Source organism: Bacillus sp. ISL-46 (assembly GCF_018613205.1).
Genome location: NZ_JAGGQR010000010.1, coordinates 96,920 through 112,175 on the forward strand (window position 1 = coordinate 96,920; position 15,256 = coordinate 112,175).

Sequence of the window (15,256 nt, forward strand, 5' to 3'; positions counted from 1 at the left end):
TCCTTTCTTACAGGCAATCTTTTCAAGGTATTTGTGTTAAACACCGTAACGGTTGATTGGTCTTCCGACGCCGCCGTAATGGATATGAATCTTGACTTTTCCTTCTTTTTCTAAGTAATCAAGGTATCTTCGAGCCGTTACCCGAGCCATTCCGATGCTTTCCGCTACTTCTTCAGCAGAAATAGGTTCTTTTTCCTGCGAAATGAAATCGGTAATTTTTATTAACGTATTCATATTTAATCCCTTTGGTAAACTCTCTCTTTCACTTTCTTCTTTGCTATCAATAAATAAAATTTGATCGAGCTCCTCCTGTAAAAGAGCTTTCTTTTCTCCTAATTTCACTCGATAGTTTTTATAATTATCAAGTGACTTTTTAATTCGATCAAAGGTAAACGGTTTTATGATGTAATCAACAGCCCCTTGTTGTCGAACACGGGCGATCGTTTCTATATCGCTCGCGGCTGTTATCGCTATCACATCCACAGAATAGGCCTCTGAACGAAGTTCGCTGAGCATTTCCAATCCACCCATATAAGGCATATAAATATCGATAATAGCTAGATCAGGACTGAGTTCTTTCACCAATCTTAATCCTTCCATCCCATTGGAGGCGATTCCGATAATCGAAAACCCTTCAATCCTATCAATGAATTGGCGGTGCACCTCTCGAACCATCGGATCATCTTCAATCAATAGTACTTTTAACGGAAACATCCCCTGCTCCCCCTTATAATAAATGAAATTAAATTTCACTTTATATTATTATCATGGCCTATTTTATTGAAATAGTAAATTCATAGATGGCAATTTTGTTCGATTTTTATGAGAGTTAATTAAGTATCTTCTATAACAAAAGGAACAATAAGACCAATATGACCAAAACCTTACTATTATCTGAATTTTCATTTATTATGTGAATGGGTGGGATGAAAGCGTTAACAGATATACTAAACAAAGGGGTGTATGAGGAAATGAAAATTAATTTTAAAAATTTGACCGTCCAAGTATTATTGGGGATCGTACTTGGGATTGTCATCGGATTTCTTTTTCCGAAATTCGGTACAGAATTAAAGGTTTTGGCGGATATCTTTATCAAGTTAATTAAAATGGTCATTGCTCCAATTGTATTTTTTACAATAGTCATTGGCATCGGTAGCATGGGGGATTTGAAGAAGGTTGGGCGTATCGGTGGGAAAGCGCTCCTGTATTTTGAAATTGTAACGACGTTTGCTTTAGCGATAGGTTTACTCCTAGTTAATATCATTAAGCCAGGATCTGGGTTTAATACAGATTCCGTTAAAAGCGGAGATATTTCACAATTTACCGCGCAGGCAAAAGAAACAAGCCATGGATTTATCGAATTTATTTTAGGAATCATTCCTGATAATTTTGTCGGGGCAATGGCGAAGGGCGAGCTGCTCCCGATTTTATTCTTTGCCGTACTATTTGGGATTGCACTTGCTTCCTTAGGGCAAAAAGGGAAACCAGTTGTTGCCTTGTTTGAGCAATTTACGGAAATCTTTTTTAAGATTGTTAATATTATAATGAAATTTTCACCCATTGCAGCATCTGGTGCAATGGCCTATACGATTGGTAATTTTGGTCTTGGTTCGTTAGTCTCGCTTGGAAAATTGATGGGCAGCGTTTATGCAACGATGTTTCTTTTCATCATCTTTGTACTAGGTGGGATCGCGAAGCTATATGGTTTTAATATTTTGAAATTCATCGCCTACATTAAGGAAGAAATTCTCTTGGTGTTGGGTACTTCATCCTCTGAATCTGCTTTACCGAGAATGATGGAAAGACTTGAAAAATACGGCTGTTCTAAATCAGTAGTTGGTCTTGTTGTTCCGACAGGGTATTCCTTTAACTTAGATGGTACTGCTATTTATCTGTCAATGGCTGCACTCTTTATTGCTCAAGCTTACAATGTCGATATTACGATTTGGCATCAAATCACCTTGTTAGGTATTCTAATGCTGACATCTAAAGGGGCTGCCGGTGTAACGGGCTCAGGTTTTATTACCCTTGCTGCTACTCTATCTGCTTTCCCGGTAATACCAGTTGAAGGGATTGCCCTGTTACTAGGTGTCGATCGTTTTATGTCTGAAGCACGTGCAATTACGAACTTAATCGGAAATGGTGTGGCAACTGTAGTGGTTTCCAAGATGGAGAACGAATTCCACCCTACTGATGAACTCGAAAGTACCAAAACAGATAAATCGATTAGTGCATAATAATTTACAGAAAAATGGCTTGGGGGATTTTCCTCCAAGCCATTTTTGTACTGAATTTACAGTTGCACCTTAACTTTTTGCTATATCTATTAGTTCCTTTAATTCATTTGTAAATCCTTTCACTGCTCGATTATCAACGACAGTAACAGGAACCCCTAGAAAGCCGTATTTCTCCACTTCCTTTTGGTATTCTGGGTTGACGGATAAGTCTCTAGTTTCAAAAGTGATTCCTTCCTCACTTAGGACCTTTTTGACCATCGTACATTCAACACAGTCTTTTGTTGTATAGACGATTACCGGCTTGTTCATTATTCGTGTTCCCCTTTTTTATTATTTTCTGAAGGCTCTTTTGTGAAAAGGATATGCTTATTAAATCAGCATTGACTAATTCTTCAATTAATCTAGGTGGCAAGCTTTTAGCCCTTTTAGGCAAATGCGTGTCTGAAAGGACGACAATTTTCATAATCATACTCCATTCTAAGTACAAATCATAATAATGCGTTTATAATTGATAAAATAATCTTGTGTTCTTCCATAATCTTTCCGACACTTCTTCTTCAGACAATTTTTTTATTTTTGAAATTTCCTTAATGGATTCAAGCATCATATTCGGATGTGTCATAGTTCCCCAAAATGGACCTTCAAATGGCCATGGACCATCTGTTTCAATCATCATTTGTTCTAGCGGATATCTTTGAACTAATTTTTGTATCTCCTCTTCATAGACCACATCAGGTGTAACCGATATATAGTACTTATTTTTTTCCATCCTCTTAATTGTTTTATTGTCTCCTTTAAACCAATGAAAATGAGCCTTTTTAATGGAGTATTTTTCTAAAAGGTCACAAACAATGGGAGCATCCTCATGAACGGCATGGAGGACAATTGGCTTCCCATATGTACTTGCTTTTTGAACAAAAGCCTCTAACAGCTTTATGTACCGTTCGTACTGGCAAGTGGTAACCTTTTGTTTTTTCCGTAAATAATAGGGAAGCCCAACCTCTCCAATAGCTATCATAACGTCAATATGATCATTCATCCAAGAGAACAGCTCATTCTGCTGTTCAACAGTCGGTAGCGGCTGCTCAGGATGGTATCCGAATGCGGCTCTCACCTTTTGATATTTTCCCGTAAACCCATGGTTTCTTTTACACGATTCTAAATCATAAGAAACCGAAATCAGATTTTCAATTTGCGGAATAGTTTCCATCAGCTGACTAATCTCATCATCTTTATAATGATCGAGATGAATGTGGGCATCAATCATTTTTAACAAAATGCTCACTTCCTTTATTCAGACTTGTTGTAATAATAATCTACTTTATTCCAATTAAATTTTCAATTTTCCGACAATAAAACTCGATAATTGTCTGAACATGCGCTTTCCCAAGGAATAATTTAAATTATTTCCATAATGATGGGGCATTTATTACCTATTTCCTTACTATCCTAGGCTTTTTTTTGGTTAATAAAATGGCGGTTTAGGGAAATATATGATTTTTCTCTTTTTCGACTTTTTATGCATTTCCCTCAAGGAAATATTCCAATAGTCCCGCTTCATTTATCCTAAAAAAATTGGGCAGCCTTTTGGACCGAAGTATCCAAGAAGTACTTTGGACATATGGGAAAGAACCTCAATTAGGACAATAACATAATTTCATAAATTGATATATATAACTAGTACCAATCGCTTTCTTTCACCATAGCTTGTCTAATATAAGGAAATTAAAAACCTTCCTTATCTAAAAAAATAATAAGGGGGGATGACACATGCAAACTTGTACAGTAAGTGTTGTTGAAGTTCTTATTGCAATCGTTTTGATTGTAGCTTTACTGTTAGCTGTTTTGCTCGGAGCTCGTGCGGACGTACAAGCATGTATTGGAGACTGCATCGCTACTGCTCTTTGCTTATAATTTAGGCAGGATTAAAATGCGCAGTCAATTTAGGGATCTTCTTAGCCAAGTCTAAGAAGGTCTTTTTTATACGATAACGGTATTTTGGAGGTGTATATATGAATCCGTTTAATAGAAATGAAGGTTTGGAAAGACATATTTCTCGTTACGGATCCACGTTAATTTATAAGACTTCAAGCTCGTATCAAAATATATACGTTACGGATCGAAGTAGATACGAAGGAATGCGAGGAAAATTCCGAATACTTCAATTTTCTTCCGATGGTGTCCAAGGAGTAATAAATATGGAGCAACCGCAATGCCTAGTCGCTTCATACAGTCGAATCACAGTTGATCTTATTGATCACTATGCATCTCATTTTAAAAAAGGATACATTATTGGCCATGGAATTGGCACCGTTAGCTCTTATTATTCGCATAAATATTTGGTAACGGCGGAGATTGACCCGCTTGTCGTCGAGGTATCCAAGAAGTACTTTGGGTATACGGGAAAGAACGTGGAAGTCGGTGATGGACAAGCGCTCTTAAAAACTCAGGAGGCACAATCTCAGGATATCATTTTTTTGGACGCGTACAGCAGCAGTGAAATTCCGTTTCACCTAACAACTAAAGAATTTTTTACTCTGACAAACGAAAAGCTGTCCGACAAAGGAATTCTAATTATGAATTATATTGGAAAGGTAAGTAATGATAAATTATTGCATACACTATACGCTACGATTTCAGGAATTTATCCCTACGTAAAGCTGTTTGCTACCGATCCTAATATAATATCGAAACAAAATATATTTTTCGTTGCAAGTCGGCGCGTTCTGGAGGACTATTCACCTCATGAAGCGTCCCCTATGCAGATTATGGATATCTTTCCCCCTTTACGGGATTAGAATCTCATATGGGGCTCCTTACACAATCCATTCTATGTACTCAATGGGACTTAACTTTCAAGGAATTCCTAATGGATGAGTGATGAACTCTAGAAGATTATTTAAAAATAAAATAATCTTCTAGGTTTTTTCTTAATATTTTATAGAATTAAAGAGAAAATATTTCGTTACATGATGATATTAACACACTACATTTTTAGTCAAACGACATAAGATATTAGGAAATTTCTGAGCTTATTACTAATTAAAACTCAAAAGGTGGTTAAATTATGAAGGAAAACAATAATGAAAATAGCGTACAGAATACTGGTAACAATTTAGAAAATCTCGCCAACAATTTACTAAAAAATCCAAATTCGCTTGATTTTGGATCATTAATTCAAATGGCAACAACTCTTCTAAAAAACGATTCGCTCATGAATTCTGTTACGGAACTTAGTAAAAAAAATCAAAACCCTGCGCCTCCTGAGTCAAAAATTACTGAAAAACGGAAGAAAGTCACTAATGATAAAAGCGTACAGAATACGGGTAACAATGTAGACAAGGATTCGCTTGATTTGAATTTTATCATGAAACAACTGGCAACAACTATGAAAAATGAGTCATTATTGGATTCAGTTACAGAACTTAGTAAAAAAAATCTAAACGCTACACTCCCAGTATCTAAGGTTTCTGAAAAACAAGAAAATGCAGAGCTGGCATCTTTGTCTCAAAAACTAGAGAATATCACTAATGATATTTTAGAGTTAAAAAAAGAACTAAAAGACGTAAAAGAACAAAATTATGATCTTATTAAATTACTCAAAAAAATATTGAAAAACAATAAAAAATAGTCATTTATAATTAAATACATTTATATTTTTTCGCTTATCCCATTACTAAACAATAAGAACCTTGAGAATATCAGGGTTTTTTTGATTAAGCTTCCATGTCAAATACTTTTTAAAGTTTTAAGGTAACTAACATACACTTACCGAACTTTCTTTCTTGATTACTTCACACACAAGGAAATTACAATAAAAAAGAAAGTGTCGACTCCACTTTCCTAAAATAAAATAACATTTAAATTTTATTCCTTTTGTTTGCTTCGACACTTTTTCTTTTCGTTTTTCTTATTTTGTGAGTCCTTTTTCTTCCCATTTTTTTTTGAATCAGTTTTTTCCACTTCTGTTATTTCTATTTCCTCGTCCAGCATAGGCATTTCATCCGGCTGTTGTAAAATATTTTCATTAATTGGTTCAAGTAATGCTCTTTCTTCTTGAGGGAGTGCCTTTGTCTCAACAAGCTGTTCAATGCGATTGATTCTTTCGAGTAACAGGTCATGCTCTTTTTCAGCTAATCTGTCTTTAGAAGAATAGTATGGGTCCTTTTCCCACCAGTCCATTCCTATTTCTCTTGCCTTGTCGACAGAAGCTATAGCAGCCCAGGTGATGAATCTCACTCATTACTGCCAAATATCATCGTAAACAACAAATTACAATAGTATATGATTGAAAAAACTCCTTGGAATGGACAAGTGTGCATTAGAATTTCTTGTTCTCATCTATTCCAACAGTTTTTTTATTTACGTTTTAAAAAAAATAGTAGGAATCCACAGGCCACCGCTATTTTTTAATCGTTTTAATGAATTAAAATCAAACTGTCCGCCTGTGGTGGACAAATTGAACAAATGTCTTTTCATGGTGCCTGACACCATATACATATTTACTTTTTGATCGGAAAAACTAGCATTATTATTGGGAGGAAAATTGGAGGAGTGATTGGAATGGACTACAGAATATTTAGAGCTATAAACCAATTTGCTGGTCGTTATCGACTTTTCGACATGATTATGATTATAATTTCTCAAAAAGTTCGTTATTTGTATGTGGTTTTATTAATCTTTATGTGGTTTCGGAACAACAGTTATAAAAAAGTCACCCTATATGTAGGAATATCTGTTGTCTTAACAATACTCCTCAATTGTTTTATTAAACTGTTTTATTTTAAACCACGTCCATTTTTGAAATTCTGGGTACATTTATTACCCCCGTCCCCCTCAAAAAAGAATTCATCATTTCCAAGTAAACACACCACTCTAGCGTTTGCTGCAGCAACTTCTGTACTACTTTATAAGCGCGTAGTGGGTTCTATTATGTTCATTTTAGCTTTCTTGGCAGGATTCTCACGCATTTGGATGGGTCAACATTTTCCTTCTGATATTGTAGGCAGTGCCTTCCTAGGAAGTTTAACTTCAATAATTGTTTACATTACCAGACAGGTTTGGAATCCATTCATTGATCGCGTTATCCATTCTTATAATAGTTTCTGTTCTTTAGTAAGATACCGCTAACACTTTTGCTATCAGGGTAATTCCATAACGGTAGGAATTACCTCTTTATGTATTTTTAACTCCTAAAAACTGTTCTTCAGTTGCATTTCCTGTTCCTCAATAGTAAAGGACCTATGGAACGATTCGGGAATGTCAATAAAAATTCTAATCCAATAGACCCTCCGGTTGAATATCCGCATAGAAATGCTTTTGTGATTTTCAGATGATCCAATAGACGTTTGATATCTTCTACAATTAGCGGATACGTTATTGGTTGTACTGAGTACGAACTCCTTCCATGTCCCCTAATATCGAATGTAATAACTTTAAACTTTTGAGATAATTCATCTATTTGGTACTTGAAATTCGCGCTTGTGAGTAGTGGGGGATGAATAAAAACAATTGGAGTCCCTTCCCCCTTAACGTTATAATACAGACTGATACCGTCCACATCCAACATTGTCATGTGTGTTTGATCACCTCATAAATCTTAAATAATTCCAAAAAGTCATTAGAAAGAATGTTTTCCAGGATCTTTAATGGCATACTCATTTAATACCAAGTTATAGCATCATTAGTTAGTATTTATCTTAGTTTTTTTATAATATACAATAAATAGGTATGACTTTTGTGGAGGATTATTTATTTATTTTATCCATAAAAAAGCAGGCAACCAAAAGATAATGGTTGCCTGCTTTCAATTTTAAATCCCATTCATCACTAGAAATTTCATAAAACACCGTCCATCCGTGGTGGATAAATTGAATGAAGTGTCTTTTGGTGGTGCCTGACACCAAATTATTATCCCTTCTCTAACGCAGCATTACACCTGTTAGAAAAGTTAGAAATACGTGCGTGCCGAGTTTGACTGTTGGTTGGACATGGGTGTCTTTTAGTGGGTCGAGGCAAACGATGTCCATCGCTTTTACCTTTGGATGCTTAGCAGCTGCTAGTACTCCCTCGAGAAGTTCCTCTGTTGTCATGCCGCCAGGTGTAGAAGCCGGTACTCCTGGAGCATAAGCGATATCAAGGACATCCATATCGACTGTTAAGTAAATGGTATCTACCTTCGCAGCGAGTGCTTCTAAGCAAGCAACAACAGTTTCTTCAATTCCCTTTTTTCTTACTTCACGCAGTGTGAAATAGTTAACACCTTTTTCATCCGCATATTTCTTTAAGTCTTTTGTATTAAAGAATCCATGCAGGCCGATGTTGTACATATTCCTGCCTTCGACCACACCACTTTCAATCAGATTCCGCATTGGTGTCCCGTTGGACGGACCATTATCGGTCATGTCTCTTAAATCAAAGTGGGTATCAAATTGGAGAATCCCAATTTTTTCACTAGGCCTTACGTGGTTCATGCCCTTTACCATCATCGCTGTAATTGAATGATCACCGCCAATTGCACACACTTTAGAAGTTCCAAAGTGCTTTTGAAGGGCAGCAGACGCTTCGATGATATTATCATGACACTGCTGGATATTCGTGACATGCATCGGTACATCACCAACATCCAATGCTGTCATTTCCGCCAAATCGATATCCTCATCAAGATTATACGTAGTGAAACCCTTCCATGCGCGTCGAAATGCCTCAGGAAACTCCGAGGCACCTGAAGCGCTAATCGATGAACGAGACAGCGGAACACCAACGACGACAAAGTCGGCGTCCTTGCTTTTTTCAGGATCCGAGGCAGCGGTCAGTGGTTGGATCCACTCGTGCACCTTCGCAACCTCTGCCCCTTCATCAGTCCTCACCCATGTAAAACTTGGCGGAACCAGTTTAGGATAGAGAAAGCTCTTCAACTAAATGACCTCCCCTGACAACCACCTGACCATTTTTCACAACTGTATTCGTATGATTCACACCATAGGAGTATTGTAGTTTCATATAATTTCCAACGTTAAAAATCGTAACGTCTCCTTTTTTTCCTACTTCGAGGCTGCCAATCTCGCGACCACGGTTAATAGCATGAGCAGCATTAATGGTCGCAGCCACAATTACCTCTGCAGGAGTTAACCCCATTTTTAAACAACCAAGATTCATAATGAATGGAAGGGAAACGGTTGGTGAGGAGCCTGGATTACAATCTGTCGATAGTGCTACAGGTACCCCTAAATCAACCATTTTACGGCCATTTGCAGACTCCGCCATTAAGAAGTAAGCTGTTCCTGGAAGCAGCACGCCAACTACTCCCTTTTCCGCCATAGCTTTCATACCTTTTTCCGATGCCTTTAATAGGTGGTCTGCCGAAATTGCGCCAACCTCTGCCGCTAATTCAGCCCCTTCATAGGGCTCAATTTCATCCGCATGAATCTTCGGAATCAAGCCATATCGCAGGCCGGCTCCAAGAATCTGCTTCGATTGCTCCGGAGTAAAAACGCCATGCTCACAAAAAACATCATTAAATTCAGCCAGTCCGAGCTCTGCCACCTTAGGAATCATTTCCTCAATTAGCAATCTAACAAACTCATTAGGATTTTGTTTGTACTCTTTTGGAACGGCATGAGCTCCCATGAAGGTTGAAACAACATCAATCACATGCTTGTCGTTAAGCTGTTTGGCCACTTCCAGCTGCTTTAGTTCCGTTTCCCATTCCATCCCGTAGCCACTTTTCGCTTCAACTGTTGTGACACCGTGGCGCAGGAATTGATTCAAGCGCTCATAGCTTTCTTGAAAAAGCTCTTCATGTGTCGCCGACTGTGTCCGTCTAGTCGTCGCATAGATTCCACCGCCGCTGTTCATGATTTCCATATAGGTTGCACCTTGAAGTCGCATGTTAAACTCATTTTCCCTGCTGCCGGCAAAAACAACATGTGTATGTGGGTCAACAAGTCCTGGAGTTACGAGTTTACCACTCGCATCTACCACTTCTGCCTCATCAATGCGACCAGCATATTTTTCAAAAAGCTCCACATCCGTTCCAACAGCCTGAATCACTCCGTCTTCCACCCAAACACTGCCATTCTCAATAATGCCAAGTTCAGACATCTCACCCTTTACACGAGGAGCATCGGAACTCCCTTGTAAAGTCACAAGTTGAGAGGCATTTCTAATAAAAATTGGTGTACTCATTAATCTACCATCCTCTCAGTCTTAGTCTTGCTTAAGCATTGGCATTTTGATGCCTTTCTCTTTCGCGGTTTTTATTGCCAGCTCATAACCTGCATCGGCATGACGGACCACACCCATGCCAGGGTCTGTAGTTAAGACTCTTTGTAGACGCACTTCTGCATCCTTTGTACCATCTGCAACAATTACCATTCCGGAATGTTGAGAGTAACCCATGCCAACGCCGCCGCCATGGTGTAAGGAAACCCAGCTTGCGCCGCCAACAGCATTAATCATCGCATTTAATATCGGCCAGTCGGAAACGGCATCACTGCCGTCTATCATGGCTTCTGTTTCACGATTTGGCGATGCAACAGAACCTGCATCTAAGTGGTCACGTCCAATAACGATTGGTGCCGATACTTCTCCAGAAGCAACCATATCATTGATAACTTTACCAAAGCGAGCACGATCACCATATCCAAGCCAGCAAATCCGGGCTGGAAGGCCTTGGAAGCTGATTTTTTCTTGGGCCATCTTCACCCATTTACAAAGATGTTCGTCATCTTTAAACTCACGTAGCAGGGCTTCATCAATTTTGCGAATATCTTCTGGATCACCCGAGAGTGCTGCCCACCGGAATGGACCTTTTCCTTCGCAGAATAATGGACGGATATAGGCGGGAACGAAGCCTGGGAAATCAAATGCGTTTTCCACACCTTCATCCTTAGCTACTTGACGAATGTTGTTACCATAGTCAAAAGTTACCGCACCCTTCTCCTGCATTTTGAGCATTGCCTTCACATGCAGTGCCATGCTCTGCTTCGCCAACTTCACATATTTTACCGGATCTGCTTTTCTAAGGGCGGCCGCTTCTTCTAATGTAAAACCAACTGGAACATAGCCATTTAGCGGGTCGTGTGCAGAAGTTTGATCCGTTAATACATCTGGATTAAAGCCTTTTTCAATCATGATTGGTAAAATTTCTGCCGCATTACCTAATAAACCAATTGATAATGCTTTACCTGCGACCTTAGCTTCTTGAGCCATTTTTAATGCTTCCTCAAGGTCATTTGTTTTAATATCAAGGTAAGCGGTTTCAAGGCGGCGGTCGATTCTTGTCTCATCCACATCAATTGCGATACATACACCATCGTTCATTGTTACGGATAAAGGCTGTGCTCCACCCATGCCGCCTAGTCCTGCTGTTAGCGTGATGGTGTGTTTTAATGTTCCTCCGAATTCCTGACGGGCAAGCTCGGCAAACGTTTCATACGTTCCCTGCACTATTCCTTGGCTGCCAATATAAATCCAGCTTCCAGCGGTCATTTGACCATACATCATCAGGCCCTTTTTATCTAACTCGTGGAAATGCTCCCAATTCGCCCAAGCTGGAACCAGGTTGGAGTTAGCGAGCAACACACGCGGTGCATCCTTATGCGATTTCCAAACAGCCACTGGCTTACCGGATTGTATCATTAACGTTTCGTCATTCTCCAATTCTAGCAGCGTATTCACGATAGCATCATAGGACTCCCAGTTCCGGGCTGCCTTGCCAATTCCTCCATAAACGACTAAATCCTCCGGTCTTTCGGCAACCTCTTGATCCAGATTGTTCATTAGCATGCGCAGTGCCGCCTCCTGGATCCAGCCCTTTGCATGTAATTCAGTACCTTTATAATTTTTAATAACTCTTGAATTCGTTATGTTTGTTTCCATTGTTTCCACTCCTTTTGTTTTAGGTCTATTTTTATTATAAAAATAAAATCTTCTGAAAAATACGAATGGAACATTAGATAATAGATAATATTTGTAGTTTGTACTAGATTTTTTTTAGATAGTTCGTCCTTATAACCATAATATCTTTATAAATTAGATATTATCTTTAGGTTTGATTACATAAAAAATAACCCAATCACTTTCCTGATGGGTCCAATACTTACTTTATTTTAAGGAACACAAACAAAGTATTAATTTTTATTTTGGAGGGCAGCATGTGCCCTGTGTTCTTCATCTTTTTTCACAAAAATATCATATTGTTTTTGATCCTTAAACCCAGCGTCATTGCGAAAATTCACAGGAGTTTTGATTTTATATTTAACGCCTGCAGCATTTAACTTAGCAATAATCATAAAATAATGATCATGTCCAAACGCCGTGTAAACCAGCTGCCATTTTCTATTGAAATACAATTGAAGTAACGAAAATAACAGGTAGCATAAAACCAGAATAATAATAACTGTCTTCAATTTTCCCCACCTCTCCCAAAATAAATTTAACAAAAATCAGTCTGTCTCCCTCTCGTTTTTAAACATATTCACTGTATTCATGCGAAATTCTCTTGGTGAAGTACCTACAAATTCCTTAAACATCCGGCTAAAATAATTTGAATTTTGATAGCCTGCAAGGTCTGAAATTTCTTTAATCGGTTTGTTCGTTTCAATCAGTAACCGTTTAGCTTCCTTCATTCTTATGGCCGTCAATACTTCTGTAAAGCTCGAACCAGTTTTAGTGTTCATCATATGGCTGAAATAGGAAGGATTTCGGTCAACATACTGCGCCACATCTTCAAGCCTGAGCGAACTATTGGAAAAATGAGTCTCCATATAGGATATGCCACGTTCAATCGGATCTTGTTTTTTTCTGGGGCTGCTCTCTGCACCTATAAACAATTTTTGAATAAATAAGATGAGATTTTGAACTGTACGATAAAGGACCTTATCGTACAAAATTGAATTGAAAATATAGCGGTACTCTCGTTCATAACTTTGGTCCTCGTCTAAATTATTGGTCTTCATAAACCTTCTAACCTGGGCGAGTATACTCGTAAGCTGGATTCTAACCAATCCTGGATCAGGAAATGGTTCTTGTAATTGTAAAAATTCCTCGTACAGCCACTTCTTTATTTTTTCTAAATCGGTATTTGTCAGCATGTCGACCCATGCTCTCTGTTCAGGAGGGGCTAAAAAAGGGTCAATATGTACCCATTCTGGTGAGTGTTCAAATTCAGCTACTTGACGATAGCCTTTATAATAGGTGAACTCCAGCATTTTTCGGGTTTGGAAGTATTGTTGATTCAAGCTTATTGCCGAAGAATTTCCTTTATGGACAACGATGGCAAGAGGGTCAGAAAATTCCTCCTCCCATTTTCTCATCGCTTTTTGACACTGCTCTATTAACTGATGAGCCGTTTCCTTAAACAAAATCACAACCATATCGTCCATTGCGAATATACCTTGGACACCCTTGAACGGAAATTCTCTTAAGAAAGAATGCAATGAACGTATCATACCGATACTTTCCGTTTGAAAAGCGGCCATATGAAAATTTTCTGATAAAGATGGTTGAGAAATAAATAAAGCTTCATATGATATGTCCTTATATGTTTGGGGACTAAGAATTCCGTCTGCCTGATTTTTAGTACCAAGTTTTCGTGAGGCTTTTTGGAAAGCAGATGTAACCTTTGTTGCTGACAGAGGTTTAACCATTAAATCTAACGCTTGCATGTCAATGGCAAGGCGAGCTTTTTCAAAGGTTCCTTCTGCGGTAGTTAACAGTAATACTGGATCATAGATTTTCATCAGATCGCGAAAGGTTGTCCAAACCTCCTTGGAGATCATATCAAGTTCGATTAAAACAACATCTGGCCTTTCTTGTTCAAACCTAGCGACAAATTCCTGGTAATTAGAAGCTAATAATATGTTTGTGACAGGGATGGAAGTCGTTTTCAACAGCCATTTTAATCCTTCACGTTCATTCAAATCGCGATCGGCAATCAGCCATTTTCCTCCCATCGTAATGTCCCTCTTTCGTTCGTATTTCTTTTAATGTTCTGGCTGGTCTAAAAAAGCTAATATATTGAGGCATACAACCCAAATGATTGCAAAAATAATCGAAAGAACCTGTGTTTTAAACAAAAATTTCATATAAAATCCATTATCAAATCAAAATAAAATAGTTAACTCCACAATACCCCAAACCAAAAATCCTGTCCATTTAGATAGTTATAAACACTTCCAACAAACAAATTCGACTTTGTCCACCCCAGGCGGACAAAACAACCAAATGTCTTTTTACGGTGCCTGACACCACGAATATGACACCCCACTATAAACAAAGAAAAAAGGACAACATGGTCAATTGACCTTTTTGTCCTTTTTTGTTTTCACCATCTTAGCCTACGTTTAGGCCGAAGTCTGTTGCGATTCGTACGAGTCCGCCTTGGTAACCTGAGCCAACGGCTGAGAATTTCCACTCTCCATTGTGTCGGTATAATTCACCTACAATGATGGCAGTTTCAACGGAGAAATCCTCCCCTAAATCATAGCGAATGATTTCTTGGTTTGTTTCTTCGTTTACGATGCGGCAGAATGCATTAGAAACCTGTCCAAAATTCTGACCGCGTGATTCTGCATCATGAATAGTAATAACAAACGAGATTTTCTCCACTTGAGAAGGAACCGCGCTAAGATTTACTTTTACTTGCTCATCATCCCCGTCGCCTTCTCCCGTGCGGTTATCACCTGTATGTACCACGGAACCATTTCCGCCCTCTAGCTGGTTGTAAAACACAAAATCCTTTTCAGAAGTCACTTTTCCATTTGCTCCTAATAAGAATATACTTGCATCTAAATCGAAATCTTTCCCGCCGTCATAACGATTTGTATCCCAGCCAAGACCAACAACAACTTTCGTTAAACCAGGATTTGTTTTTGTTAAATCAACCTTTTGCCCTTTAGACAATGAAATAGCCATAAAAAACACCCTTTCCAATCTTAATATTTTATGTCACCTTCTATTATAAATAGAAAGTTCATAACAATCGAATCCTACCAAGAAATATTTACCTTGCGAAC

Annotated in this window: 15 protein-coding genes and 1 pseudogene; 5 read left to right on the top strand and 11 right to left on the bottom strand. The window is 38.3% G+C overall.

The genetic code is table 11. The annotated features are described in order from the left end of the window. Window positions 1-36: 36 nt before the first annotated feature. Window positions 37-714: a response regulator gene (locus tag J7E67_RS04730; protein WP_214716822.1), complete on the bottom strand. Its 678-nt coding sequence runs from the start codon at window positions 712-714 to the stop codon at window positions 37-39. A gap of 257 nt (window positions 715-971) precedes the next feature. Here J7E67_RS04730 and J7E67_RS04735 point away from each other — a divergent pair, with 257 nt between their 5' ends. Further along, on the top strand, window positions 972-2,237 hold the full coding sequence (locus J7E67_RS04735) for a dicarboxylate/amino acid:cation symporter (RefSeq protein WP_214716823.1): 1,266 nt from the start codon (window positions 972-974) through the stop codon (window positions 2,235-2,237). A gap of 69 nt (window positions 2,238-2,306) precedes the next feature. Here the strand turns inward: J7E67_RS04735 and J7E67_RS04740 are convergent, their stop codons facing one another. Both J7E67_RS04740 and J7E67_RS04745 read right to left on the bottom strand, forming a co-directional pair. Next, window positions 2,307-2,546 carry a glutaredoxin family protein gene (locus tag J7E67_RS04740; protein WP_214716824.1) on the bottom strand — a complete coding sequence of 80 codons (240 nt, stop codon included), beginning with the start codon at window positions 2,544-2,546 and terminating at the stop codon, window positions 2,307-2,309. A gap of 193 nt (window positions 2,547-2,739) precedes the next feature. Then, window positions 2,740-3,504 (bottom strand): TatD family hydrolase, encoded by a 765-nt coding sequence (locus J7E67_RS04745; protein ID WP_308160739.1) that lies wholly within the window; start codon window positions 3,502-3,504, stop codon window positions 2,740-2,742. A 503-nt stretch (window positions 3,505-4,007) separates the two neighbouring features. Between J7E67_RS04745 and J7E67_RS04750 the strand changes: the two genes are divergently transcribed. From J7E67_RS04750 to J7E67_RS04760, 3 genes are all read left to right on the top strand, one after another. Continuing rightward, window positions 4,008-4,151 carry a hypothetical protein gene (locus tag J7E67_RS04750; protein ID WP_214716826.1) on the top strand — a complete coding sequence of 48 codons (144 nt, stop codon included), beginning with the start codon at window positions 4,008-4,010 and terminating at the stop codon, window positions 4,149-4,151. A gap of 98 nt (window positions 4,152-4,249) precedes the next feature. After that, window positions 4,250-5,035, top strand: a complete 786-nt coding sequence (locus J7E67_RS04755) for a spermidine synthase (RefSeq protein WP_214716827.1) — start codon at window positions 4,250-4,252, stop codon at window positions 5,033-5,035. Between the two features lie 269 nt (window positions 5,036-5,304). Then, on the top strand, window positions 5,305-5,868 hold the full coding sequence (locus J7E67_RS04760; protein ID WP_214716828.1) for a hypothetical protein: 564 nt from the start codon (window positions 5,305-5,307) through the stop codon (window positions 5,866-5,868). A 236-nt stretch (window positions 5,869-6,104) separates the two neighbouring features. On the opposite strand, the gene J7E67_RS04765 is transcribed toward J7E67_RS04760, so the two are convergent. After that, entirely contained in the window at window positions 6,105-6,476 is a 372-nt protein-coding gene (locus J7E67_RS04765; RefSeq protein ID WP_214716829.1) for a hypothetical protein, read from the bottom strand. Between the two features lie 324 nt (window positions 6,477-6,800). On the opposite strand from J7E67_RS04765, the gene J7E67_RS04770 reads away from it, so the two are divergent. Then, complete coding sequence (locus tag J7E67_RS04770) at window positions 6,801-7,367, top strand: undecaprenyl-diphosphatase (RefSeq protein ID WP_214716830.1); 567 nt, start codon at window positions 6,801-6,803, stop codon at window positions 7,365-7,367. A 97-nt stretch (window positions 7,368-7,464) separates the two neighbouring features. Here J7E67_RS04770 and J7E67_RS04775 read toward each other — a convergent pair. The 7 genes and pseudogenes from J7E67_RS04775 to J7E67_RS04805 form a co-directional block, all read right to left on the bottom strand. Beyond that, window positions 7,465-7,812, bottom strand: a pseudogene (locus J7E67_RS04775) (alpha/beta fold hydrolase); the annotation flags it as partial. Between the two features lie 346 nt (window positions 7,813-8,158). Further along, on the bottom strand, window positions 8,159-9,154 hold the full coding sequence (locus J7E67_RS04780; protein WP_214716832.1) for an agmatinase family protein: 996 nt from the start codon (window positions 9,152-9,154) through the stop codon (window positions 8,159-8,161). Then, complete coding sequence (hutI, locus tag J7E67_RS04785) at window positions 9,132-10,424, bottom strand: imidazolonepropionase (protein WP_214716833.1); 1,293 nt, start codon at window positions 10,422-10,424, stop codon at window positions 9,132-9,134. The genes J7E67_RS04780 and hutI overlap by 23 nt, the downstream gene beginning before the upstream one ends. A gap of 21 nt (window positions 10,425-10,445) precedes the next feature. Next, entirely contained in the window at window positions 10,446-12,119 is a 1,674-nt protein-coding gene (gene hutU / locus J7E67_RS04790; protein ID WP_214716834.1) for a urocanate hydratase, read from the bottom strand. A 251-nt stretch (window positions 12,120-12,370) separates the two neighbouring features. Next, window positions 12,371-12,649 (bottom strand): hypothetical protein, encoded by a 279-nt coding sequence (locus J7E67_RS04795; protein WP_214716835.1) that lies wholly within the window; start codon window positions 12,647-12,649, stop codon window positions 12,371-12,373. A gap of 36 nt (window positions 12,650-12,685) precedes the next feature. Beyond that, a complete protein-coding gene (locus J7E67_RS04800) occupies window positions 12,686-14,194 on the bottom strand; it encodes a helix-turn-helix domain-containing protein (protein WP_214716836.1) in 1,509 nt (502 codons plus the stop codon). A 379-nt stretch (window positions 14,195-14,573) separates the two neighbouring features. Further along, entirely contained in the window at window positions 14,574-15,155 is a 582-nt protein-coding gene (locus J7E67_RS04805) for a TerD family protein (RefSeq protein WP_214716837.1), read from the bottom strand. Between the last annotated feature and the right edge of the window lie 101 nt (window positions 15,156-15,256).

Excerpts from the sequence above, each read along its gene's own strand:
- J7E67_RS04730 (WP_214716822.1), bottom strand. The coding sequence starts at position 714 with ATGTTTCCGTTAAAAGTACTATTGATTGAAGATGATCCGATGGTTCGA.
- J7E67_RS04735 (WP_214716823.1), top strand. The coding sequence starts at position 972 with ATGAAAATTAATTTTAAAAATTTGACCGTCCAAGTATTATTGGGGATC.
- J7E67_RS04740 (WP_214716824.1), bottom strand. The coding sequence starts at position 2,546 with ATGAACAAGCCGGTAATCGTCTATACAACAAAAGACTGTGTTGAATGT.
- J7E67_RS04745 (WP_308160739.1), bottom strand. The coding sequence starts at position 3,504 with ATGATTGATGCCCACATTCATCTCGATCATTATAAAGATGATGAGATT.
- J7E67_RS04750 (WP_214716826.1), top strand. The coding sequence starts at position 4,008 with ATGCAAACTTGTACAGTAAGTGTTGTTGAAGTTCTTATTGCAATCGTT.
- J7E67_RS04755 (WP_214716827.1), top strand. The coding sequence starts at position 4,250 with ATGAATCCGTTTAATAGAAATGAAGGTTTGGAAAGACATATTTCTCGT.
- J7E67_RS04760 (WP_214716828.1), top strand. The coding sequence starts at position 5,305 with ATGAAGGAAAACAATAATGAAAATAGCGTACAGAATACTGGTAACAAT.
- J7E67_RS04770 (WP_214716830.1), top strand. The coding sequence starts at position 6,801 with ATGGACTACAGAATATTTAGAGCTATAAACCAATTTGCTGGTCGTTAT.
- hutI (WP_214716833.1), bottom strand. The coding sequence starts at position 10,424 with ATGAGTACACCAATTTTTATTAGAAATGCCTCTCAACTTGTGACTTTA.
- hutU (WP_214716834.1), bottom strand. The coding sequence starts at position 12,119 with ATGGAAACAAACATAACGAATTCAAGAGTTATTAAAAATTATAAAGGT.
- J7E67_RS04800 (WP_214716836.1), bottom strand. The coding sequence starts at position 14,194 with ATGGGAGGAAAATGGCTGATTGCCGATCGCGATTTGAATGAACGTGAA.
- J7E67_RS04805 (WP_214716837.1), bottom strand. The coding sequence starts at position 15,155 with ATGGCTATTTCATTGTCTAAAGGGCAAAAGGTTGATTTAACAAAAACA.